The sequence below is a fragment of the Salinispora mooreana genome, assembly GCF_000379065.1.
GTDB classification, from domain to species: Bacteria; Actinomycetota; Actinomycetes; order Mycobacteriales; family Micromonosporaceae; genus Micromonospora; species Micromonospora mooreana.
The window spans coordinates 2063151-2079742 of the sequence record NZ_KB900614.1 but is presented as its reverse complement, the minus strand read 5'-3'; the positions used below and the strand labels follow the sequence as shown (position 1 = coordinate 2079742).

17 protein-coding genes and 2 pseudogenes are annotated in these 16592 nt (G+C 66.0%); 13 read left to right on the top strand and 6 right to left on the bottom strand.

Annotated elements, in window-relative coordinates; genetic code table 11:
* Positions 1 to 74: 74 nt before the first annotated feature.
* The gene (locus tag SALPAC6_RS0109995) at positions 75 to 1229 is read right to left on the bottom strand and encodes an inosamine-phosphate amidinotransferase (protein ID WP_018253279.1); all 1155 of its coding nucleotides are present in this window, start codon (positions 1227 to 1229) and stop codon (positions 75 to 77) included.
* A 519-nt stretch (positions 1230 to 1748) separates the two neighbouring features.
* Between SALPAC6_RS0109995 and SALPAC6_RS27540 the strand changes: the two are divergent.
* From SALPAC6_RS27540 to SALPAC6_RS0109980, 3 genes and pseudogenes are all read left to right on the top strand, one after another.
* A pseudogene (locus SALPAC6_RS27540) lies at positions 1749 to 2045 on the top strand (preATP grasp domain-containing protein); the annotation flags it as partial.
* A complete protein-coding gene (locus SALPAC6_RS0109985) occupies positions 1990 to 3222 on the top strand; it encodes an 8-amino-7-oxononanoate synthase family protein (protein WP_033666480.1) in 1233 nt (410 codons plus the stop codon). The pseudogene SALPAC6_RS27540 and the gene SALPAC6_RS0109985, both read left to right, overlap by 56 nt.
* Positions 3212 to 3766, top strand: a complete 555-nt coding sequence (locus SALPAC6_RS0109980) for a MaoC family dehydratase (protein ID WP_018253275.1) — start codon at positions 3212 to 3214, stop codon at positions 3764 to 3766. Before SALPAC6_RS0109985 ends, SALPAC6_RS0109980 begins: the two co-directional genes overlap by 11 nt.
* 21 nt (positions 3767 to 3787) lie before the next feature.
* Here the strand turns inward: SALPAC6_RS0109980 and SALPAC6_RS0109975 are convergent, their stop codons facing one another.
* A complete protein-coding gene (locus SALPAC6_RS0109975) occupies positions 3788 to 4435 on the bottom strand; it encodes a hypothetical protein (RefSeq protein WP_018253274.1) in 648 nt (215 codons plus the stop codon).
* A 180-nt stretch (positions 4436 to 4615) separates the two neighbouring features.
* On the opposite strand from SALPAC6_RS0109975, the gene SALPAC6_RS25695 reads away from it, so the two are divergent.
* On the top strand, positions 4616 to 4846 hold the full coding sequence (locus SALPAC6_RS25695; RefSeq protein ID WP_018253273.1) for a hypothetical protein: 231 nt from the start codon (positions 4616 to 4618) through the stop codon (positions 4844 to 4846).
* A 91-nt stretch (positions 4847 to 4937) separates the two neighbouring features.
* On the top strand, positions 4938 to 5669 hold the full coding sequence (locus SALPAC6_RS0109965; protein WP_018253272.1) for a class I SAM-dependent methyltransferase: 732 nt from the start codon (positions 4938 to 4940) through the stop codon (positions 5667 to 5669).
* A 305-nt stretch (positions 5670 to 5974) separates the two neighbouring features.
* On the opposite strand, the gene SALPAC6_RS0109960 is transcribed toward SALPAC6_RS0109965, so the two are convergent.
* Positions 5975 to 6259 carry a hypothetical protein gene (locus SALPAC6_RS0109960; RefSeq protein ID WP_223874257.1) on the bottom strand — a complete coding sequence of 95 codons (285 nt, stop codon included), beginning with the start codon at positions 6257 to 6259 and terminating at the stop codon, positions 5975 to 5977.
* Between the two features lie 96 nt (positions 6260 to 6355).
* Between SALPAC6_RS0109960 and SALPAC6_RS0109955 the strand changes: the two genes are divergently transcribed.
* On the top strand, positions 6356 to 6769 hold the full coding sequence (locus SALPAC6_RS0109955; protein WP_018253270.1) for a hypothetical protein: 414 nt from the start codon (positions 6356 to 6358) through the stop codon (positions 6767 to 6769).
* On the opposite strand, the gene SALPAC6_RS0109950 is transcribed toward SALPAC6_RS0109955, so the two are convergent.
* The 3 genes from SALPAC6_RS0109950 to istA form a co-directional block, all read right to left on the bottom strand.
* Positions 6746 to 7231: a hypothetical protein gene (locus SALPAC6_RS0109950; protein WP_018253269.1), complete on the bottom strand. Its 486-nt coding sequence runs from the start codon at positions 7229 to 7231 to the stop codon at positions 6746 to 6748. The two genes, SALPAC6_RS0109955 and SALPAC6_RS0109950, sit on opposite strands and share 24 nt — an antisense overlap.
* Before the next feature lie 624 nt (positions 7232 to 7855).
* Positions 7856 to 8650, bottom strand: a complete 795-nt coding sequence (gene istB / locus SALPAC6_RS0109945; protein ID WP_018252763.1) for an IS21-like element helper ATPase IstB — start codon at positions 8648 to 8650, stop codon at positions 7856 to 7858.
* Positions 8651 to 9931 carry an IS21 family transposase gene (gene istA / locus SALPAC6_RS0109940; protein WP_018252762.1) on the bottom strand — a complete coding sequence of 427 codons (1281 nt, stop codon included), beginning with the start codon at positions 9929 to 9931 and terminating at the stop codon, positions 8651 to 8653.
* Positions 9932 to 10663: 732 nt separating this feature from the next.
* On the opposite strand from istA, the gene SALPAC6_RS25690 reads away from it, so the two are divergent.
* The 7 genes and pseudogenes from SALPAC6_RS25690 (at position 10664) to SALPAC6_RS30065 (ending at position 16489) form a co-directional block, all read left to right on the top strand.
* Complete coding sequence (locus tag SALPAC6_RS25690) at positions 10664 to 10816, top strand: hypothetical protein (protein WP_018253268.1); 153 nt, start codon at positions 10664 to 10666, stop codon at positions 10814 to 10816.
* Positions 10817 to 10877: 61 nt separating this feature from the next.
* Entirely contained in the window at positions 10878 to 11432 is a 555-nt protein-coding gene (locus SALPAC6_RS0109930; protein ID WP_018253267.1) for a hypothetical protein, read from the top strand.
* A 256-nt stretch (positions 11433 to 11688) separates the two neighbouring features.
* Positions 11689 to 12666, top strand: a complete 978-nt coding sequence (locus SALPAC6_RS0109925) for a phosphotransferase (protein WP_018253266.1) — start codon at positions 11689 to 11691, stop codon at positions 12664 to 12666.
* 236 nt (positions 12667 to 12902) lie between these two features.
* Positions 12903 to 14114, top strand: a complete 1212-nt coding sequence (locus SALPAC6_RS0109920) for a helix-turn-helix domain-containing protein (protein WP_018253265.1) — start codon at positions 12903 to 12905, stop codon at positions 14112 to 14114.
* Between the two features lie 644 nt (positions 14115 to 14758).
* Complete coding sequence (locus SALPAC6_RS0109910) at positions 14759 to 15352, top strand: GNAT family N-acetyltransferase (protein WP_018253264.1); 594 nt, start codon at positions 14759 to 14761, stop codon at positions 15350 to 15352.
* Positions 15342 to 15839, top strand: coding sequence for a tetratricopeptide repeat protein (locus SALPAC6_RS0109905; protein ID WP_018253263.1), 498 nt, complete (start codon positions 15342 to 15344; stop codon positions 15837 to 15839). The genes SALPAC6_RS0109910 and SALPAC6_RS0109905 overlap by 11 nt, the downstream gene beginning before the upstream one ends.
* Before the next feature lie 90 nt (positions 15840 to 15929).
* Positions 15930 to 16489, top strand: a pseudogene (locus tag SALPAC6_RS30065) (hypothetical protein).
* Positions 16490 to 16592 lie beyond the last annotated feature (103 nt).

The window sequence follows — 16592 nt, the reverse complement described above, 5'->3', positions numbered from 1 at the left end:
GTCAGGCCAGAGCGACGTACTCTCTTCTTGAGAAGATCAAACCTCCTGCTGGCCGGTTGGTGCGACAATCTCCCTCAGGAGAAGTAGTTCTCGAGTTTGCCGTCGCGAACGGTGTCCAGGGTGAAGCAGTGGAGGCCGCCGCCGAACAGTCGCCGATGGCGATGACGTACCGGCACGACATCGAAGCCGTGCTGTTCCAGGGCGCGGCTCAGCTCCGGGCAGGAGTCGTTGACCATGATGGTGCGCTCGTCAATCGACAACACGTTCAGGTCGATGAACGGGCTGGTGAGGATGACGTCATCGTCGTCGTACTGAGGGAAATTCTGTGTTTTCGGCTCCGGCGCCTCGATGACATCCCACTTCTGGAGGGCTTTGGGTAGGTAATCGAGGAACCGTCGGGAGCGGATTAACAACGTGCCCGGTCGCAGGGGGAGTACCATGCTGTCGATATGACTGTCGGCCAGCCGGTCGATCCGGTGGATGATGTAGCGGCCCTCCAGGTGGCGCTCCAACCACTCGCACGCGAGGAGATGATTCGCCGTCGCGATGTTGACCAGGATATCTCGACCGAATCGTAGGCACTGTGCGGCGTCGAAGAGCATCTCGATGCCCACGTCATAGGGGGAGTCGTTGATGGTGGGCACCGTCTCCATCGTGACGATTTGTTCGGCCTGGGCGAGGTCGAAGGAGCGGTCGGTCATCCATGGCCGGGGCATGACCGTCCACCGGGCGCCGTGCGTGAAGTACTCCATGAAAACGGGCTTCAGGAACTGTGTCTCGAAGTAGCGCGAGCGCATCATTGGTGGCGTTTCGATGATCTCGTCGCCCAGGATCAACGTGTTGTCCCGGACGTTCAGGGGCGGCAGCGCGGTGGCGGACCACGCGGGTGTGGCGAAGTGAGCCGCGCCCTCGTGGAGGTTCATCGGTCGGTGAACGCGTACGCCTAGAGATTCGAGCGTTGCAGCTATCCCTTCCACGTCTTCGTGTAGCTCGTCGACATAGCGCTGCTTGATATCCAGGGTTTTCGAGGTCAATGATCCCGGCGTCGGCTGGCCGTGCGTCATGAACCGTGGATAGTAGATGGGGTGAGTTTTTGGGTTGTCGTGGATGAGGTTGTCGTAGAAAAAGAGGTCGAAGGAGAGGTCGCGGGCCTGTTGTCGGTAGCCCGAGGCTGAACCCACGACGATTTCGCGCAACGGCGACCATTCATCGAAACTGTGCAGCTTCATGTGGCCCCCAGGAGACGTACGTGCGGTGGCTCACCCGCAATCGCGAGGAGCATGATGTTGCTGTTACCTGCAGTGGCACCTTGGATCTACGTCCGTCACTCATACAACCAGTGACCGATACTTTCAGCAATGATGATCTTGGTAGGCGACGCGATGGTGACGGGCCGGCTGGCCGGACGGGTCGGCTGTGACCAGCCGCGATCGCATCGTCAATATGCTGCTCCGATCTCATATGGACGAATGGCCCGACCGGACGTAGGTGGCGGTGGCGTCGCTGATGATCTCTCGTGGCGTGAGCTCCGGGGCCGGTTATTGCTGACACTGGGTACTAGCAAGATCACTCCTTGCTATCGGTGGTGCCAATTGATAGCGTGTCGATCAGCAAATCGGAGATCTTGTCATGTGTTGACGCATGGTGCGTAACGGTGCCCCGGTCTGCCTCCTGTCGCAGCTCAACAGTCGGTTGATCCGGCTGAGCGGCACCGTGTCCGAGAATCCCGCCGAGGTGATGGGGCGGTCATGACAACGTTGATTATCGGCAACAGCCGAACCTGGGAGATGGTCGGCGATCTGACGGCACTGACCTCCGACCAACTGCGCGGTGGTGGCTGTGCCGCGCAGCGCCTGCTCTGGTTCGCCCGGGACGGCGACGTACTGGTGTTGCCGTTCGCTCCGCCAGCGGACTACCTGAGCTACATCACTCACCTGACCGGTACCCGTGCCTCGTCACTGACCACTGTGATCCCTCCGCCGGGCAGTCTTGGCTCGGACATCCTCACCCCAGACCGGCTCACCGATCCGAGCTTCGGAGAAGATGATCCGGACCGCCGACCCGGTCTGGCAGGCAGCAGCCGATCATGGCCTGACCGGGATCAGTGTCGACACGCCCTCGGGCGATTCGAACAACCGGCTCGTTGACCGGGCGACCGGCCATGAGTTCGTCAACATGTGCTCCTGCGCCTACCTCGGCCTCAACCACCATCCGGCAGTGATTGAGGGGGCGGTGTCGGCGTTACGCGAGGCCGGCACCACCTGGCTGGTCACCTCCACCACCCGCATCCGGCACCAGCTGCTGGCCCGGTTGGAGGAGGAACTGGGAGAACTGTTCGGCGCCCAGATCCTCCCCGGCACCACTTGTAGCGCGCTTACCGCCGGCATCTTGCCCCTGGTGGCCTCCGGGCACCTTGCTCCGGGCGGCCCCAGAGTGATGGTCTTCGACCGGCACTGCCACTTCTGCATGTCGTACGTGAAGCCCATCTGCGCAGAAGAGAGTCTGGTCCTCACCTGCGACCACAACGACCTGAACTACCTGGAGGACATCTGCCGGCGGTACCCCAGCGTGGCCTACGTCGCCGACGGCGCGTACTCGATGGGCGGCGCCGCTGCCCTTGACGGTCTGTTGGAACTCCAGGACCGGTACGGTCTGTTCCTCTTCATCGACGACTCACACTCGTTGTCGCTGGTCGGCGAGCGGGGTGAGGGCTTCGTACGATCCCGCCTGGCCATGAACCCGCTCACCGTCATCGTCACCAGCCTGGGCAAGGGCTTCGGTACCGGCGGTGGTGTGGCCATGCTCGGCGACCCGGCGATGTCCCGCTTCCTGGCCCGGCACGCCGGGCCGGTGGGATGGTCGCAGAACATGGCCCTGCCGCTGGTCGGGGCCTCATTGGCGAGCGCCGCCATCCACCGTTCACCCGAACTGGGCCAGTTGCAGCGCCGACTGGACGAGAACGTGGCGTACTTCGACGAGCTGCTACCCACCTCTTTTGCGGGCAACGGACTGCCGGTACGTCGAATCACCGTGGGCGACACCGACCGGGCGGTCCGACTCTCCGCGGAGTTGTACCGGCGGGGCTTCTACAGCTCGGCGGTGTTCTTTCCCATCGTGCCGCAGGGCCAGGCCGGGCTGCGGATCATGATCCGCGCCGACATTGACCAGTCGGTCCTGGCCACCTTCGCCGACCACGTACGGGAGCTCACTGATGCGGCCTGAGCAGGCTGACAAGCCGACCGGATCCGGTCCGGTCGGCTTCCGGATGGTAGGCGAGAACCGGTACCGCGAACAGGTCGGCTTCTACTACGACGAGATTGTCGTTGGCACGGTGATCGAGCATCGGCCCGGCCGCACCGTGACCGAGATGGACAACGTACTGATGAGCATGTTGAGCATGAACGCGTCACCGCTGCACATCGACGGCGCGTACGCCGAGGCGGGCCGGTGGGGCCAGCCCCTCGTCTCCAGTCTGGTGACCCTGAGCATCGTCGGCGGGATGACTGCCCGCAGCACCAGTGGCCGGGCCATCGCGAACCTTGGCTGGGAACGGATCCACCTTCCCCAGCCGGTCTTCGTGGGCGACACGCTGTATGCCGAGAGCGAGGTGACCGCGAAACGGCTCTCCGCCAGCCGGCCGGGAGAGGGCATCGTGAGCTGCCGCACCATCGGCCGCAAATCCACCGGCGAGGTGGTCCTCACCTTCGAGCGGAGCTTCCTGGTGCCGACCGCGCAATCCAGCATCGACGACACGACAGGCTACTGACCCTCCACCCACCCCGTGCGGTCAGGCCGCGGTGCTCCACAGTGCTTGGAAGGCGACGGCCTCGCCGGTCAGCCAGCGCTCGATCTCCGCGGGTTTCGCGGTCGCTGGCGTGCGGTGCGTCCGGCCGCGTCGGACATCGACCAGGACGGGTTCGGCGTGCGGCAGGATCGCCGCCATCTGCCGGCCCATCAGGTGCAGCATGGCCAGTGCTGCCTCGTCGGTCGGCGGAGCTTCGTCGAAGTGCAGGCGGACGGCCTCGGCCCGCCCGTCGGCGTATCGGATTCCGAAGTGTGGGTTGATTTTCACAGGTAGGTCGCCCAGCAGGGCGAGTGCGTCGCGGGTCTGGGCCAGGTCGACCGACCGGGGGGCGCCGAGGGACAGCAGCCAGGCCATCGCCCCCGGCACCAGCGCCTGGTAGAGCGGACGCCACCGGGGCTTGACGGCGGCGACCACCCGATCGAGGTGGGTGCCGCTGGTGTGGAAGGCGATGTCGGCCTTGAGGGCCTTGACGAACTGGCCATGTGGGTTGAAGCCGGAGCGGCTGGCCCGCTGCCGGCGCAGGCCGCCGACGAAGGTGGCCTTGGTCGGGCCGGTGCGGTCGACGTAACGGGTGAAGCCAAGGAGCGTGGTATAGGGGGCGAGGGGAGTGACGGGGGTGGGCGCAGTCACGGGCATCCTCCCAGCTCAACAGCAAGATTAGTACATACATTCTAATCGACTGAGCCGATGTTGACTAGGACAAATCACCCATGTATGGTGTCCGGTCCAGCCGAAGATGGCCAGTCCACGGGGAGTTGGCCAACGGCGTGGCCACGTCCGGCTGAAGGTGGCCAGCGGTACGGTGCCGGGATGCTTCGCGCGGTGCCTGGCTCTGGTGGTCCGCTGACGGCTGAGTTCGAGATCGGCTACGTGGGCGCCGACGGAGCCGAGCCTCGTGCCACCTTGATCAACTCGGCTGAGGTGCGGTTCGAGCTGGGTAAGCCGGTGCGGGTCTTCTCGTCGCGTAAGCGGCAGCGGCACTTCCCGGAACCGGGGAACCAGGCAGCACGTCACGGCCCGCCGATTTCCATACCTCGGTGACGCCGTCGTAATCCGCCCAGGTGAACTGCCGTATGTGAATCACAGCATCCATCCTTGCCGCAGCCGGCACGGAAGCGGTTGGGTCAGTGACATGGCTCGCATCGCCTACAACAGCCACGACGCGGCAGCGTTCGAGGCCACCCGCCACCTGTCCGACCAGGCGCTCGCCGGCTGGCGTGAAGCGGTGACCCGCCACCTCAACCCTCAGCCCGGCACCCGCCTGCTCGACCTCGGCGCGGGCACCGGCGCGTGGGCGCAGACCTTCACCGACTGGTACGACGACATCGACGTCATCGCCGTCGAACCGGCCGAGGCCATGCGAGCCCGCTGCCTGCACCCTCAGGTGCTGGCCGGAGACGCTGCCAACGTCCCGTTGGCCGCCAGCAGCGTCGACGCGGCCTGGCTGTCCACCGTCATCCACCACGTGCCAGACCTGACCGCTGCCGCACGTGAGCTGCGCCGCGTTTTGCGTCCCGGCGGCCCGGTGCTGATCCGTTCCGCATTCGGTGGCCGCCACCACGCAATCACGCTGTTCCGATTCTTCCCCGAGGCCGTCCGCGTGTTGAACACCTACCCCAGCGTGCACGACGTCGAAGCCGCCTTCGCCACCGCCGGCTTCACCACGACCTCACTCGAACAGGTCCCGCAGACCACCGCACCGTCGCTTCGCGACGTCGCGGCCACCATACGCCGGGAAGCACACACGCCCCTACAACTGATCACCGACGATGAGTACGCCGCCGGTCTGGCTCGACTCCACCTCGCCGCTCAAACCGAATCCGGCCCAGTCATCGACGCACTCGACCTTCTCGTCCTTCGATAGAACGCCGTCCTCAGCGGCCAATCCAAGATCCGCCGACTCGGAGAAAGGAATTGGCCAGGTTCGTCCGGACGGTCGTCTCCGAGGCCCTCCGGACAGACTTGTCCCGCCCCAGATCAGCCTCATAGGCAGTGGCCAACTTCGAGCGGACCGGACATACGGTGTCCGGTCCAAGCAAACGTTGCGGAGTCCAGACCTACTTTGCGGAGGTCGTTGCGGTGTCCAGAGACAGGTTGCGGGGGTCGTTTCGGCATCCAAGGCGCAGCCCGCTCAGGCGTCGCCCATTACGGGCTGCCCTGGCATCGCCCTCACTGACGGGTATCGAACGCCTCAACCGCCCGCTGAACAGCTCGACCAAGGTCAGCACCATCGAGCCGAATCGGTCCGGCCTCGTCACCAACGCCCGAGATCACCACAGTGAATATCTTCGGGTTGACGCCGTCGGTCCGCTCTCCGTCAACCTTGATCAGCATCGACGCGCCGATCGCCGCCACTGCGCTCAGCAACGAGTCCAGCTCCTCCAGCGCCAACTGAACTCCATCGAGATCCACGCCTGCTCGCCAGGCCGGCACAGATCCATGCCACTCATTCACCTGATCATCCAAGCACGCGATCACGACGCCTGGACCGGTCACGAGCTCCGCCGGACAGCTTGATCAGCTTTTGCTGGACCATGGAAGACTCGTCGGATGTCTTCAACCGTTCCGCGCACCGTCAAGGCGATCGAAACCACCGAGCTACTACGCCTGGACGACGAGGCGCGGGCACGCGGTTTCAACCGTCACCACGAAGCCGGATGGTTGGCCACGAACGCGGCACCGTCAGCGATCCACTATCTGCACCCGGTGGTCGTTCACAAGGCCGGACGGCGGCCTGAGTTCACGCCTCACTGGCGTTGCGCCCTGCTCCTGAAACTTCATGGTGATCAAGAAGTCTTCTCCCTGCTGGATGTCTGGCCACCGTCGTTCGAGCAGTTGCCGGAAACCCTGGACGCAGAAGCGAAGTCGGCTATCTCGCACCGGCTGCTGGAGGGAAACCTGCCAACCCAGGCGCAGTGGGTCGCCTCCCACCCGCCTCCGTCAGATCCGCTTGGGGTCCGCTAGCAGAACCACCCGGTCGAGATCCGGTTTGAAGCCGAGCACCGGATGGTTTCGGTCACCCTCAGCGTCCAGGAATACCGCCTTGCCAAGCGCACGACCGATGGCGCACATGACCTCGCACAGCACGTCCACGCCCTGCTGGCCTTGAAGCTCGCGGAGGTCAACATCGAAGTCGATCTCCTCGGAGGACATTGGCCGGAAGATCACCAGAACGGAAGGGATGGGCCAGACACGGAGATCAACGGTCTCCGCGTCAGCCGGCCGTGACAGCACCTCGGCCGCTGACGGCAGCGGCCCCGGAACGCCGCCTTCCAAGTACTCCCATCGCCATCCGTTCGACCGGACCAGGTCGAACAAGATCTGCCAGTCCGCCACGGAGGCGCCCGGCACGGACAGGTCCGGCAGCGCACCCATCAGATGGGGATCGAAGAAGTTCTTGACCTTGTCCCACACAAGATCCGACATCCCATCAGGCTGCCTTCCAGCCCCCTCAAGCGCAGCCGGATTACCGGCAGACCGTCCGGCACCGACTTCAATAGAGCAGCCGATCAAGCGCCTCCTTGCCGAAATCCGCAACTTATGTCTGGACAGAAGGCGCCGGGCATGTCCAGACACAAGTTGCGTGCTGCTGCTCAGCGCCCCTGTGGTCCGCAGTCTTGAGTTGGACCGGACATACGGTCTGTTGCGTCCTCGCGTTGCTCTGGTCAGCCGGCGCGGCCGATCGCAGGCGGCTTCGAGGGGTCCACCTGCCTCGATACTGCCGACGATCCGGTAGCACAGGCCACCTGCAGCCCGCCCCTTCAGAGCCAGCCGGGCGTGATCGTTGCTGGGACTGAGTGACCCATCCCGAACGCCGCCGACAACCCGATCAATTGTTGAGCGGTTCATGGAAGACTCGTTGGACGTTCTCAACCGTTCCCCGCACCGTCAAGGCAGTCGAGACCACCGAGGTACTGCGCCTGGATGACGAAGCTCGGGCACCCGGATTCAACCGTCATCACGGACCCGGATGGTTGGCATTGTCAACGGCGGATTGGAACTGACCCCCTATCGACGTTTTGGGATTGACCCCCCGGAGGTCGTTTCGTGCTACTTGTTGCGGTCCTTCGCGAGGAGTTCTCGGCGGGCTCTGGTGCGGTAGGACTCGCCTGCGAGGGTGAGGACCTCGGCGTGGTGCACGAGGCGGTCGATCATCGCGGCGGCGACGACTTCGTCGCCGAAGACCTCGCCCCACCGCCCGAACGGCAGGTTCGAGGTGACGAGGATGGAGCCGGCCTCGTAGCGAGATGCGACGAGTTGGAAGAACAGGTTCGCTGCGTCGGTGTCGAAGGGGATGTAGCCGACTTCGTCGACGATGATGAGCTTGTAGCGGCGGATCTTCTTCAGCTCGGCTTCCAGGGCGCCGCGGTGGTGGGCGCGGGCGAGGCGGTCGATCCAGTTCGTCGCGGTGTCGAACAGGACCGAGTAGCCGGACTGGGTGGCCTTGATCCCGAGCCCGATGGCCAGGTGGGTCTTGCCCAGGCCGGGCGGGCCGAGCAGGATCACGTTCTCCGCCTTCGGGATGAACGTCGCCGTGGCCAGGTGCGCGAGCACGTCCTTGCGGAGGCTCGGCAGGTGGTCGAGGTTGAAGTCTTCCAGGGTCTTGATCGCCGGGAAGTGCGCGGTGCGGATCCGCATCGTCGTGCCGGCGGACTCGCGGTCGGCGACTTGCCGTTCCAACACGGCGGCGAGGTACTCCTCGTGCGACCAGTTCGCCTGTCTGGCCTGGTCGGCCAAGGTCTCCCAGGTCCGCCCGATCGTGGGCGTCTTGAGGACTCTGGTGAGGTAGGCGAGCTTGGATCCCAGCCCGTCCGGCGCCGGTCTGGTCTTCGTTATCGTGGTCATCTACTTCCCCTCAGCTGCGCTTTTCTGGACCGCCTCGACGTCGGGGCGGGGGTCGAAGTCCACGCCGAACAGGGCGTCGTAGTCCGGCAGGGCACGGATCGCCACGACGTGTCCATCAGCGTGCGAACGAGTCGAGGCCTGCCGCCGGCGGGCAGCCAAGTCCTGGCGCAGCAGCCGGGCGGTGGCCTGATGTTCGGGATCGGTGATCGTGCGGGCATGGCCCCAGTCACGGTCGTGATCAGCCACGACCTGCCCGGCGCACGAGGCGACCATCCGGGCGGGGGTGGCGAGCACGTCGATGAACCTGCCGATGCACCGAGGGTCCACGGAGTAGTCGTTGCCGTCGATACGCACGTAGTAGTCCCGCCCCAGCCGCACCCGATGCGTGAGCCCGATCGCCGGCGCCACCGGCGGCAGAGCCACCATCGCGGCCCGGTCCGCCGCCCACCTAGCCGTGGGCGTCGTCAAGCCGATCGCGCGCAGGACGCGCGTGTTCGCGCGTTGCACGAGCCAGTCGCTGATCTGGACGTTGAAGTCGAACGGCGAGGTGAACACACGCCCAGGCAGGAACGAGGTCTCGAAGAACCCGTTGCGCCGCTCGACCAACCCCTTGAACTCCGGATCCCTGGGCGGGGCCAGGCGAATACGCACCCCGATCGTCCCGGCGAACGCCGCCGCCTCCGTCGTGAGCTTCCCGGTGCCACCGATCGCGGCCTCCCGATCCCAGACCAAGGTCCGTGGACAGGCACCCCACCCGGCCACGATCTCCCACATCCCCGCCAGGATGTCTCCGGCCTTGCGACTGGGAATCATGACCGCGTCCGTGACCCGCGAGTACCCGCAGGTCATCGCGAGCACCGGCAGGATCCGCTCAGCCCCGCCACCAACCGGGATCGGCTGAGGTGGGAACCACAGATCACACTGGGCGACCTCACCCGGGTCGTACTCCACTCGGTCGGTCGGGTCCGGCGGAACGAACAACGGACGCAGCTCCCGAACCCGGTCCTTGAGGATCGTCAGCGACTTCGTCCACCCGATCCGCTCAGCGATCACCGTCGCCGGCATCCGCGGGAACTCCGCGAGCAACGCCCGGACCTGCGGCTCGACCCCATCCACACACGAACCGCGAGGGCCGCGCTCACGCGACGGCGGCGCCTCGGCCCGAAGCGCCGAACGGACCGTGTTACGCGCCAAACCCAACCGACGCGCAATCTCCTTGATCGGAACACCCTCAGCCCGATGCAACCGACGGACCTCAGCCCAGTCTTCCAATGCGATCACCCCTCCAGCCTCGGAGGGGTCAGTCCCAATCCGCCGCTAGAGGGTCAGTCTCAGCGCGTCGTCGACAGGCATCGAATGCGGCACTGGCGGCGATTCACTAGCTGTACCCGGTGCTGGTTCATGTCGCCGGGCGATGTCCCGAGTTCTCACCTCACTGGCGTTGCATGCTGCTCCTGAAGCTTCGCGGCCAGGACGTCGCTGCAGCGACGTGTTGCAGGACCTTGATCTGAGGGTGGTCCTACCAGAGATCAATTTCATTGAGGTCCTGCGTCACCATGAGTTCCACGAACACCGCGGTGCCTTCGGTACGCGAGGAGACCGTGCGGTGCCTGGCCGACCTGCTCAGCCGTGAACGGGCACGCCGAGGCATCCGGGCGGGGGCGGGCATCCGGGCGGACGACCGGGCGTCGTCCTGCCATGACCAGGCGGTGTTGTGCCGCCCGCTGTCGAGCTGCCCTCATGGATGGGGCGCAGGAATACCTGGGCCCGCCCGGCCAACAGCCCGCCGGTGCCTGGCCTGCCGCCGAAGGGCTGCGCCGGCCGCCTCTGGTCACCCCCGAAGGGCCGCGCCGACAGTGTTTGCGTCGGCGGAGCCGGTGCGTCCATGTTGGTCGACTCGTGGCGGCGCACCCGCCTCGATCGATACCTCGGGCTATTCCGGCTGATAGCACCTATGAGCGTCCATCGATGCTGCTTCGGTGTGCCCCTCGTCATCCGCGTCGCCGTCAATCCGTGCCCGCCGACGCGCCAACCTTCGGGGTATCGTCGGCCACCATTCTGGGGGCGCCCCGGGTCCGCAACATCAGCCTCTGTCCCTGGAAAGTCGGCGACGTCGTCGCGGCAGCCCTGGTCATCCTCCACACCGACCACCAACAAGCCACCTGATCACCCAATGTAACGATCACGTTACGCGGAAAGGCTCAGTGGGTCGCCTCCAACCCCGGTGATGACGGTGAATAGTGGCGGCAGCGGACGGCAGAATGACGAGGTGTTCGACTTTGGCATCGTGGGCTATCGGCCGCGCTGGCTCCGGGGGATCGAAGCAGTCGCCAGGCCCCACGATCCTCGCCTCGCAGGGCTTGTCGGCCGAACCTTGCGCCATGTCTGGCTGGTCTGGGATCTCGGGGCCGACGAATGGTTCGCCGACTGCCCTGTCCTGCTTGACTTCGGAGACGAGCAGGTCGAGATTAACCACACGAGGACCGACGATCTGTCAATCACCTTCAACAGCATCGACCCGCATCAGCCCCTCACCTGGCCTACCTCTGACGGCTTCCAACTTGCCTGGCGGCCGGAACCGATCGCGCAGCTCGAAGAACTCCGTGGACAAGAGCTGCGCCACGCCAGTCTTCTCGAATGGGCCGGCGGTACCATGGCCGACGGCAGCGTTGCCCTCGGTTTCGATTTCCTAGCAGGACACCTGACGATCTACAACGCGCTCGACGAGAATGGCTTCCTCTTCGGTGAACCCGGCCGGAATTGGCGCGAGCACGTCCTCTGAACGGCGAGAAGGCCGAGTCAGGGGACCCAATTCACGGCGCTTGGTTCCCTCGCATCAGGACGCGCACGGTCGTCCTCTTGTCGGGCTTGCTGGCCACGCCTCGCACCGCACCTGGCCCCCGGCTACGGCAGTATCTTCTGCAGCTTCACCGCTCTGACTTGGCGTCGCTGCCCTTAGCGCCGGCAGGCGGCGGCACTGCCAATATCATGGATTGGCAGGGAGAAGAGCTTCGGGGCAACAGGAGAAGAGCCGGCCTATGGCACAGGTAGTCCTACAATCTGACGACCTGCACGACCTGGTGGTGGACCAGTTCGGAGCAGCTCGCAGACCTGCCGCCCTGGACCGGCTGACCGGTGGCAGCAAGAAGGGCGTCTACCGCCTGCGGTTGGACGATCAGTCGACAGTGATCCTCTATCTTTGGACGACTGCCGAGAACTACTGTCCCCCGGCACCAGCTGTCCCCGACGATCCCTTCACCGATGCGTCGGGCGCCCAGTTGTTCGCCACCAACTACGCTGCCCTCACCGCCGTGGATGTGCGGACGCCACGGCTGCTGATGCTCGACCGCGCCGGCCGCTACCACCCGGCCGACCTTGCACTGGTCGAAGATGTCGGTGCGGTGACTCTCGAGGCCCTCATGGAACATGACCCGGCCGCAGCCGTACCGCCGCTGTCCATACTTGGTGATGCCTTGCGCCGGATGCACACCACCCGCGGCACCCACTACGGCAAGCTCGACGCCCTCGCCCGCGGGGAGGCACCGCAGACCCGCAGCACCGAGGACATCATACAGGGCCGGGCGCTCGGTCACCTCGACGCGGCGGCCGCCCGCGACGCCCGGCTCGCCGATGCCCACGACCGAATCACCGACCACCTCCGGTACCTGCGCGGTGCGGTCACCGCCCGCCACGACTACCGGCTGATACACGGCGAACTCGGACCAGACCACGTCCTTGTCCCGCGCTCCGGTGTACCCGCCATGGTCGACATCGAGGGGCTGACGTTCTTCGACGTGGAGTGGGAGCATGCCTGGCTGCAGTTGCGCTTCGGTGACGCGTACTCCGCGCTACGCCCAGTCGAACTCGACCCAAGCCGGCTGGAGTTCTACCGATATGCCCAGGTCCTGTCTCTGATCGAGGGTCCCCTTCGGATCGCCGACACCGACTTCCCGGACCGCCAGTGGATGCTGGCCCTGGCCGAGTGGAACATCACCAAGGCCCTGGCCGCGATCTGACTACTCTCGCATCGCCGTCCGGCGCAACGAATCGGCCAGCGCAGATGATCTTCGGGGTTTCCAGGGCCACGGCGGTCTGTACGGGATACAGCCCCAGGCGTCAATTCCCTGAATCGTGGAGGACCGGGGTGGCCGGCGTGTGGGGGTTATCAGGCAGCCTGCAGATCGGTAGCGTTGGGCGTGATTACGGCCTGATGGGTCGGTGGTGCGTTCGGAGCTACGCAAGGAGGTTCCGGGTGGATTCCTTGCCAGAGTGGACATTCGGGCAACGGTTGAAGGTCTACCGTGAGCGGTCCGGAAAGACCCGGGCGGTGCTTGGTGGGTTGGTAGGCCGTAGCGCCGAGTGGGTAAAGGCTGTCGAGACCGATCGGATCTTGCCGCCACGACTTCCCATGCTGGATCGGATCGCGCGCGCTCTTAAGGTCGACGTGTCTGCCCTGGCCGTGGAGTTGGGTGACCGGTCTGTGGTGGTCATTGGGCCGGAGCATCCGGCGTTGGCGTCGGTGCGGGATGCGGTGAACCGGGTCGTCTTCGCTGACGACGTCCCGGCGGAGTCGTTGGCCAGGCTGAGAGAGCGGCTGGCGATGGCATGGCGGGCCCGTCATCAGGCGCCGGATCACCGGACGGTGCTGGGCAGGTTGTTGCCGGGTTTGCTGCGGGATGCGCAGCGCGCAGTGTTGGGGTCCGAGGGTGCCGAACGGCGTCAGGCGCAGGTGTTGCTGGCGGAGACGCTCGGGTTGGCGCAGATGTTCATCGCGTACCAGCCCGCTGCCGAGTTGTTGTGGCGGGTGGCGGATCGGGCGATGGTGGTGGCGCAGGAGTCCGGTGACCCGGAGGCGGTGGCCGGTGCGGGGTGGTTCCTGTGCCAGGTGCATCGGGACGCTGGGGACTGGGACGCCGCGATGGCGGTGACGCTGGACGTGCTGTCGGCCGTGGAGCCGGCCACGGTCGATGGGAGCGCGAATCTGCTGGCGTTGTGTGGTGCGCTGAACTTCGAGGCCGCATACACGGCAGCTCGTGCCGGTACGGAAGGGTGGGCCTGGCGGTACTGGGATCGCGCGGATCGCGTGGCGCAGCGCCTACCGCAGGGCTTCTACCAGCCGCAGACGTCGTTTTCCCGGGCCATCATGGGCGCGCACGCAGTGACCGTGGCGGTGGAGTTACAGAAGTCCGGCGAGGCGGTGCGGCAGGCCCGCCGCCACGATGCGGCGGCGATCCCGTCGAGGCCGCGCCGGGCGCGCCATTTGATCGAGGTCGCGCGGGCGCACTACGGCAAGGGCGATACGGAAGCGACGGTGGCGATGCTGCGGCAGGCGTACGAGTCGGCCGCGGAGACGATCCGCTTCAACGGGTACGCCCGTCAGATCACCGTGGACCTGCTCGGCGGCCCGCGTGCCACCCGAGACGATGCCCGCGACCTCGCGGTCCGAGTCGGACTCGTCTCGTGACTCGGGGGTAGGAACCTTACCCATCTCAGCGTGCGACCCACCGTAGCTTCTCGTTCACAGGATGCGGCGGGCGGTGCGAGTTGAGCCCGGTCGCCGTGTCCTCCGCAATCAGAGGACGGCGAGGCTGCCCTCGTGAGCGACGAGGGAGGGTGCGTGCGGCGCATCTCGTACGACGACTACCTGTCGGCCACCGCGTTGACGTTTGCCCGACGGCATCGTTCCGTCTGGTCGTGGCGACGATGGCGGCGTGTCTGCCGGTGCGGAGCCGAACTGCCGTGCCGTGCCCGGCATCGGTTACCAATCAATCGGGGTCACTGGCCTGAAGGGGGTGAGCAGTGACCGGCGAGCCGGAGCAAGTGATCCTTGCGGTGCACGTCCGAGGGCTCGACGGCATGTGCGCTGGCTGTCGAGTGTGGTGGTCGCGGCTGGCTCCGTACCCGTGCTGGCAGGTGGAGTGGGCGACCAGCCGGCTCGCCCGCGCGAGCGTAGCCCGGTTTTTGTGCGGTGACGGGGTAACCCTTGCCTGACGGGGGCACGGTGCGTCGGGAGGGGCGGCCGATTGTGTGGCGAGAACCGCGGCTACGCAGTGCGAGTGCGGCGAATCGGGTTGAGTCGTGGTGCCGGGTGCTGGCTAGATGGGTCGCATGCGCACCATCGTGAGCGACCGCCTCCGGCTGCGCCCTTGGCGGGACGAGGACGCCGACTTTTTGTTGGATCTTGAGTCGCGCTGGGATGTCGTGCGGTTCCTGGGCCCACAGCCCACGACCATGAACGATCGCGAGAGGGCCCTCGCCTCGATCGCACGCCGCCGCGCCATCGATGATCCGGTCCACGGGATCTGGGCTATCACCACGGCGGCGGACGGTCGGCTGGTCGGTAATCTCCTGCTCAAGCCGATTCTGCTGTCGGCAGGGGAGCCGGCCGGTGGGCAGACCGAGGTCGAGATCGGCTGGCATCTGCATCCGGACTCCTGGGGGCACGGCTACGCCACCGAAGCGGCGGCGGCGGGTCTGGCCGATGCGTTCAGCCAGGGTTTGACGAGGGTCATTGCGGTCACGCACCCGGACAATCGGGCCTCCCAGGCCGTCTGTCGGCGGCTCGGCATGACACACCTGGGCCGAACAACGAAGTACTACGACATGCCGAACGAACTCTTCGAGAGTAAGGCAGTGGTGCCCCAGCCGGTGAGACCCGATCAGGTTCGTCCCTTGTGGGCGAAGTGGCAGGGTGGCGACTAGCGAAGCGGACTGGGAAAGTCGTGTCACGACTCTCTGGCAGAAAATCAACGAGTATGAGCCGGATGAGTTCCGCGGACAGGTAGCGGCTTTGGCTGCGGAGCGTGACCCCGAGGACGCAAAGGCTCTGTCCGAGCGGGCCTGTGCGAACGATTCCACCGGACAGGGCGAACAGGCAGCGCCGCTCTACCGGCGGGCACTCGCCGCTGGACTCGAAGGAATCCGGCGGCGGCGTGCGGTCATTCAACTCGCGAGCACGCTGCGTAACCTCGGTCACCCGGAAGAGAGCGTTGGTCTGTTGACGGCGGAGGTCGATCGGGATCCCGACGAGTTGGATGACCCGGTGGCGGCGTTCCCTGCGCTGGCGTTGATCGACGTTGGTCGGGAACGAGAGGCGGCGAGCCTCGCGCTCGGTGCCCTGGCCAAGCATCTGCCGAGATACAACCGCTCCCTGGCCCACTACGCGACGTCGGTTGTCGCCGAGAGGTAGCAGCCGCATCGGTCCGCGCGACGGCTCAATGATGCTCGCCTGGCTCCCGCCCTGGTTGGCGGGTTGCGGGTGCTCCCTACCCTCGCCGGCATGGCGATAGCACCCGCTGCCGTCCACGACCTGGGCAACGAACTGCGAGGTCTCGGCTGGGTCAGCGACCTGATGGTCGCCGGGTCATTGGCCACCGGCGACTACATTCCGCGCGTCGACCTTGATCTGGTCGCGCTCGTGGATGGGCGCGTTGACGCCGGCCGGAAGCGGCGCTCGCTGCCATCCACCGCCGTCTCGACCGCGGAAGTGGCGTGGGAGCCAAGCTCGGGTGCGGGTACGTCGACGGTGCGACCGTTGCGGAGCTCGAGCTACAGCATCCCACCTGGGGCTTGGCTGTCCGGCGTCCCTGGTGGTGGCTGGAACCCAGGATCGCTGAACTCGGTCTTTCCGCCATGGCCCGGGGTCGGCATGCACTCGACCACGGCGAGCTTCTCACCAAGACGCAGGCCATCAAGCAGGCGAACGCTCCTACCTGGCTGGTCGGCTACCTCAGCGCCAGACGGCGCGGCGAAGCCGTCTCCCTGCCTCGGCTCCGGACGGCCTGGATCGCCTGGCACGACGCCCGCCGGACAGTTGCCCACGCGAAGCGCACCCGCTGAGACCGCGCCCGATTCGAGTGCCGCCTTCACCTTCCCCTCCGCTCGCGACCGGACCGACCTCAGCAATCGATACTCTGGCCCCGCGATTGATCATCATATGATG

Bases quoted from the DNA above. Each gene is read 5' to 3' on its own strand.
- SALPAC6_RS25695 (WP_018253273.1), top strand. From the start codon at position 4,616: ATGCTTCGCGCGGTGCCTGGCTCTGGTGGTCCGCTGACGGCTGAGTTC.
- SALPAC6_RS0109910 (WP_018253264.1), top strand. From the start codon at position 14,759: ATGCGCACCATCGTGAGCGACCGCCTCCGGCTGCGCCCTTGGCGGGAC.
- SALPAC6_RS0109955 (WP_018253270.1), top strand. From the start codon at position 6,356: ATGTCTTCAACCGTTCCGCGCACCGTCAAGGCGATCGAAACCACCGAG.
- SALPAC6_RS0109995 (WP_018253279.1), bottom strand. From the start codon at position 1,229: ATGAAGCTGCACAGTTTCGATGAATGGTCGCCGTTGCGCGAAATCGTC.
- SALPAC6_RS0109980 (WP_018253275.1), top strand. From the start codon at position 3,212: ATGCGGCCTGAGCAGGCTGACAAGCCGACCGGATCCGGTCCGGTCGGC.
- istB (WP_018252763.1), bottom strand. From the start codon at position 8,650: ATGACCACGATAACGAAGACCAGACCGGCGCCGGACGGGCTGGGATCC.
- SALPAC6_RS0109965 (WP_018253272.1), top strand. From the start codon at position 4,938: ATGGCTCGCATCGCCTACAACAGCCACGACGCGGCAGCGTTCGAGGCC.
- SALPAC6_RS0109925 (WP_018253266.1), top strand. From the start codon at position 11,689: ATGGCACAGGTAGTCCTACAATCTGACGACCTGCACGACCTGGTGGTG.
- SALPAC6_RS0109930 (WP_018253267.1), top strand. From the start codon at position 10,878: ATGACGGTGAATAGTGGCGGCAGCGGACGGCAGAATGACGAGGTGTTC.
- SALPAC6_RS0109950 (WP_018253269.1), bottom strand. From the start codon at position 7,231: ATGTCGGATCTTGTGTGGGACAAGGTCAAGAACTTCTTCGATCCCCAT.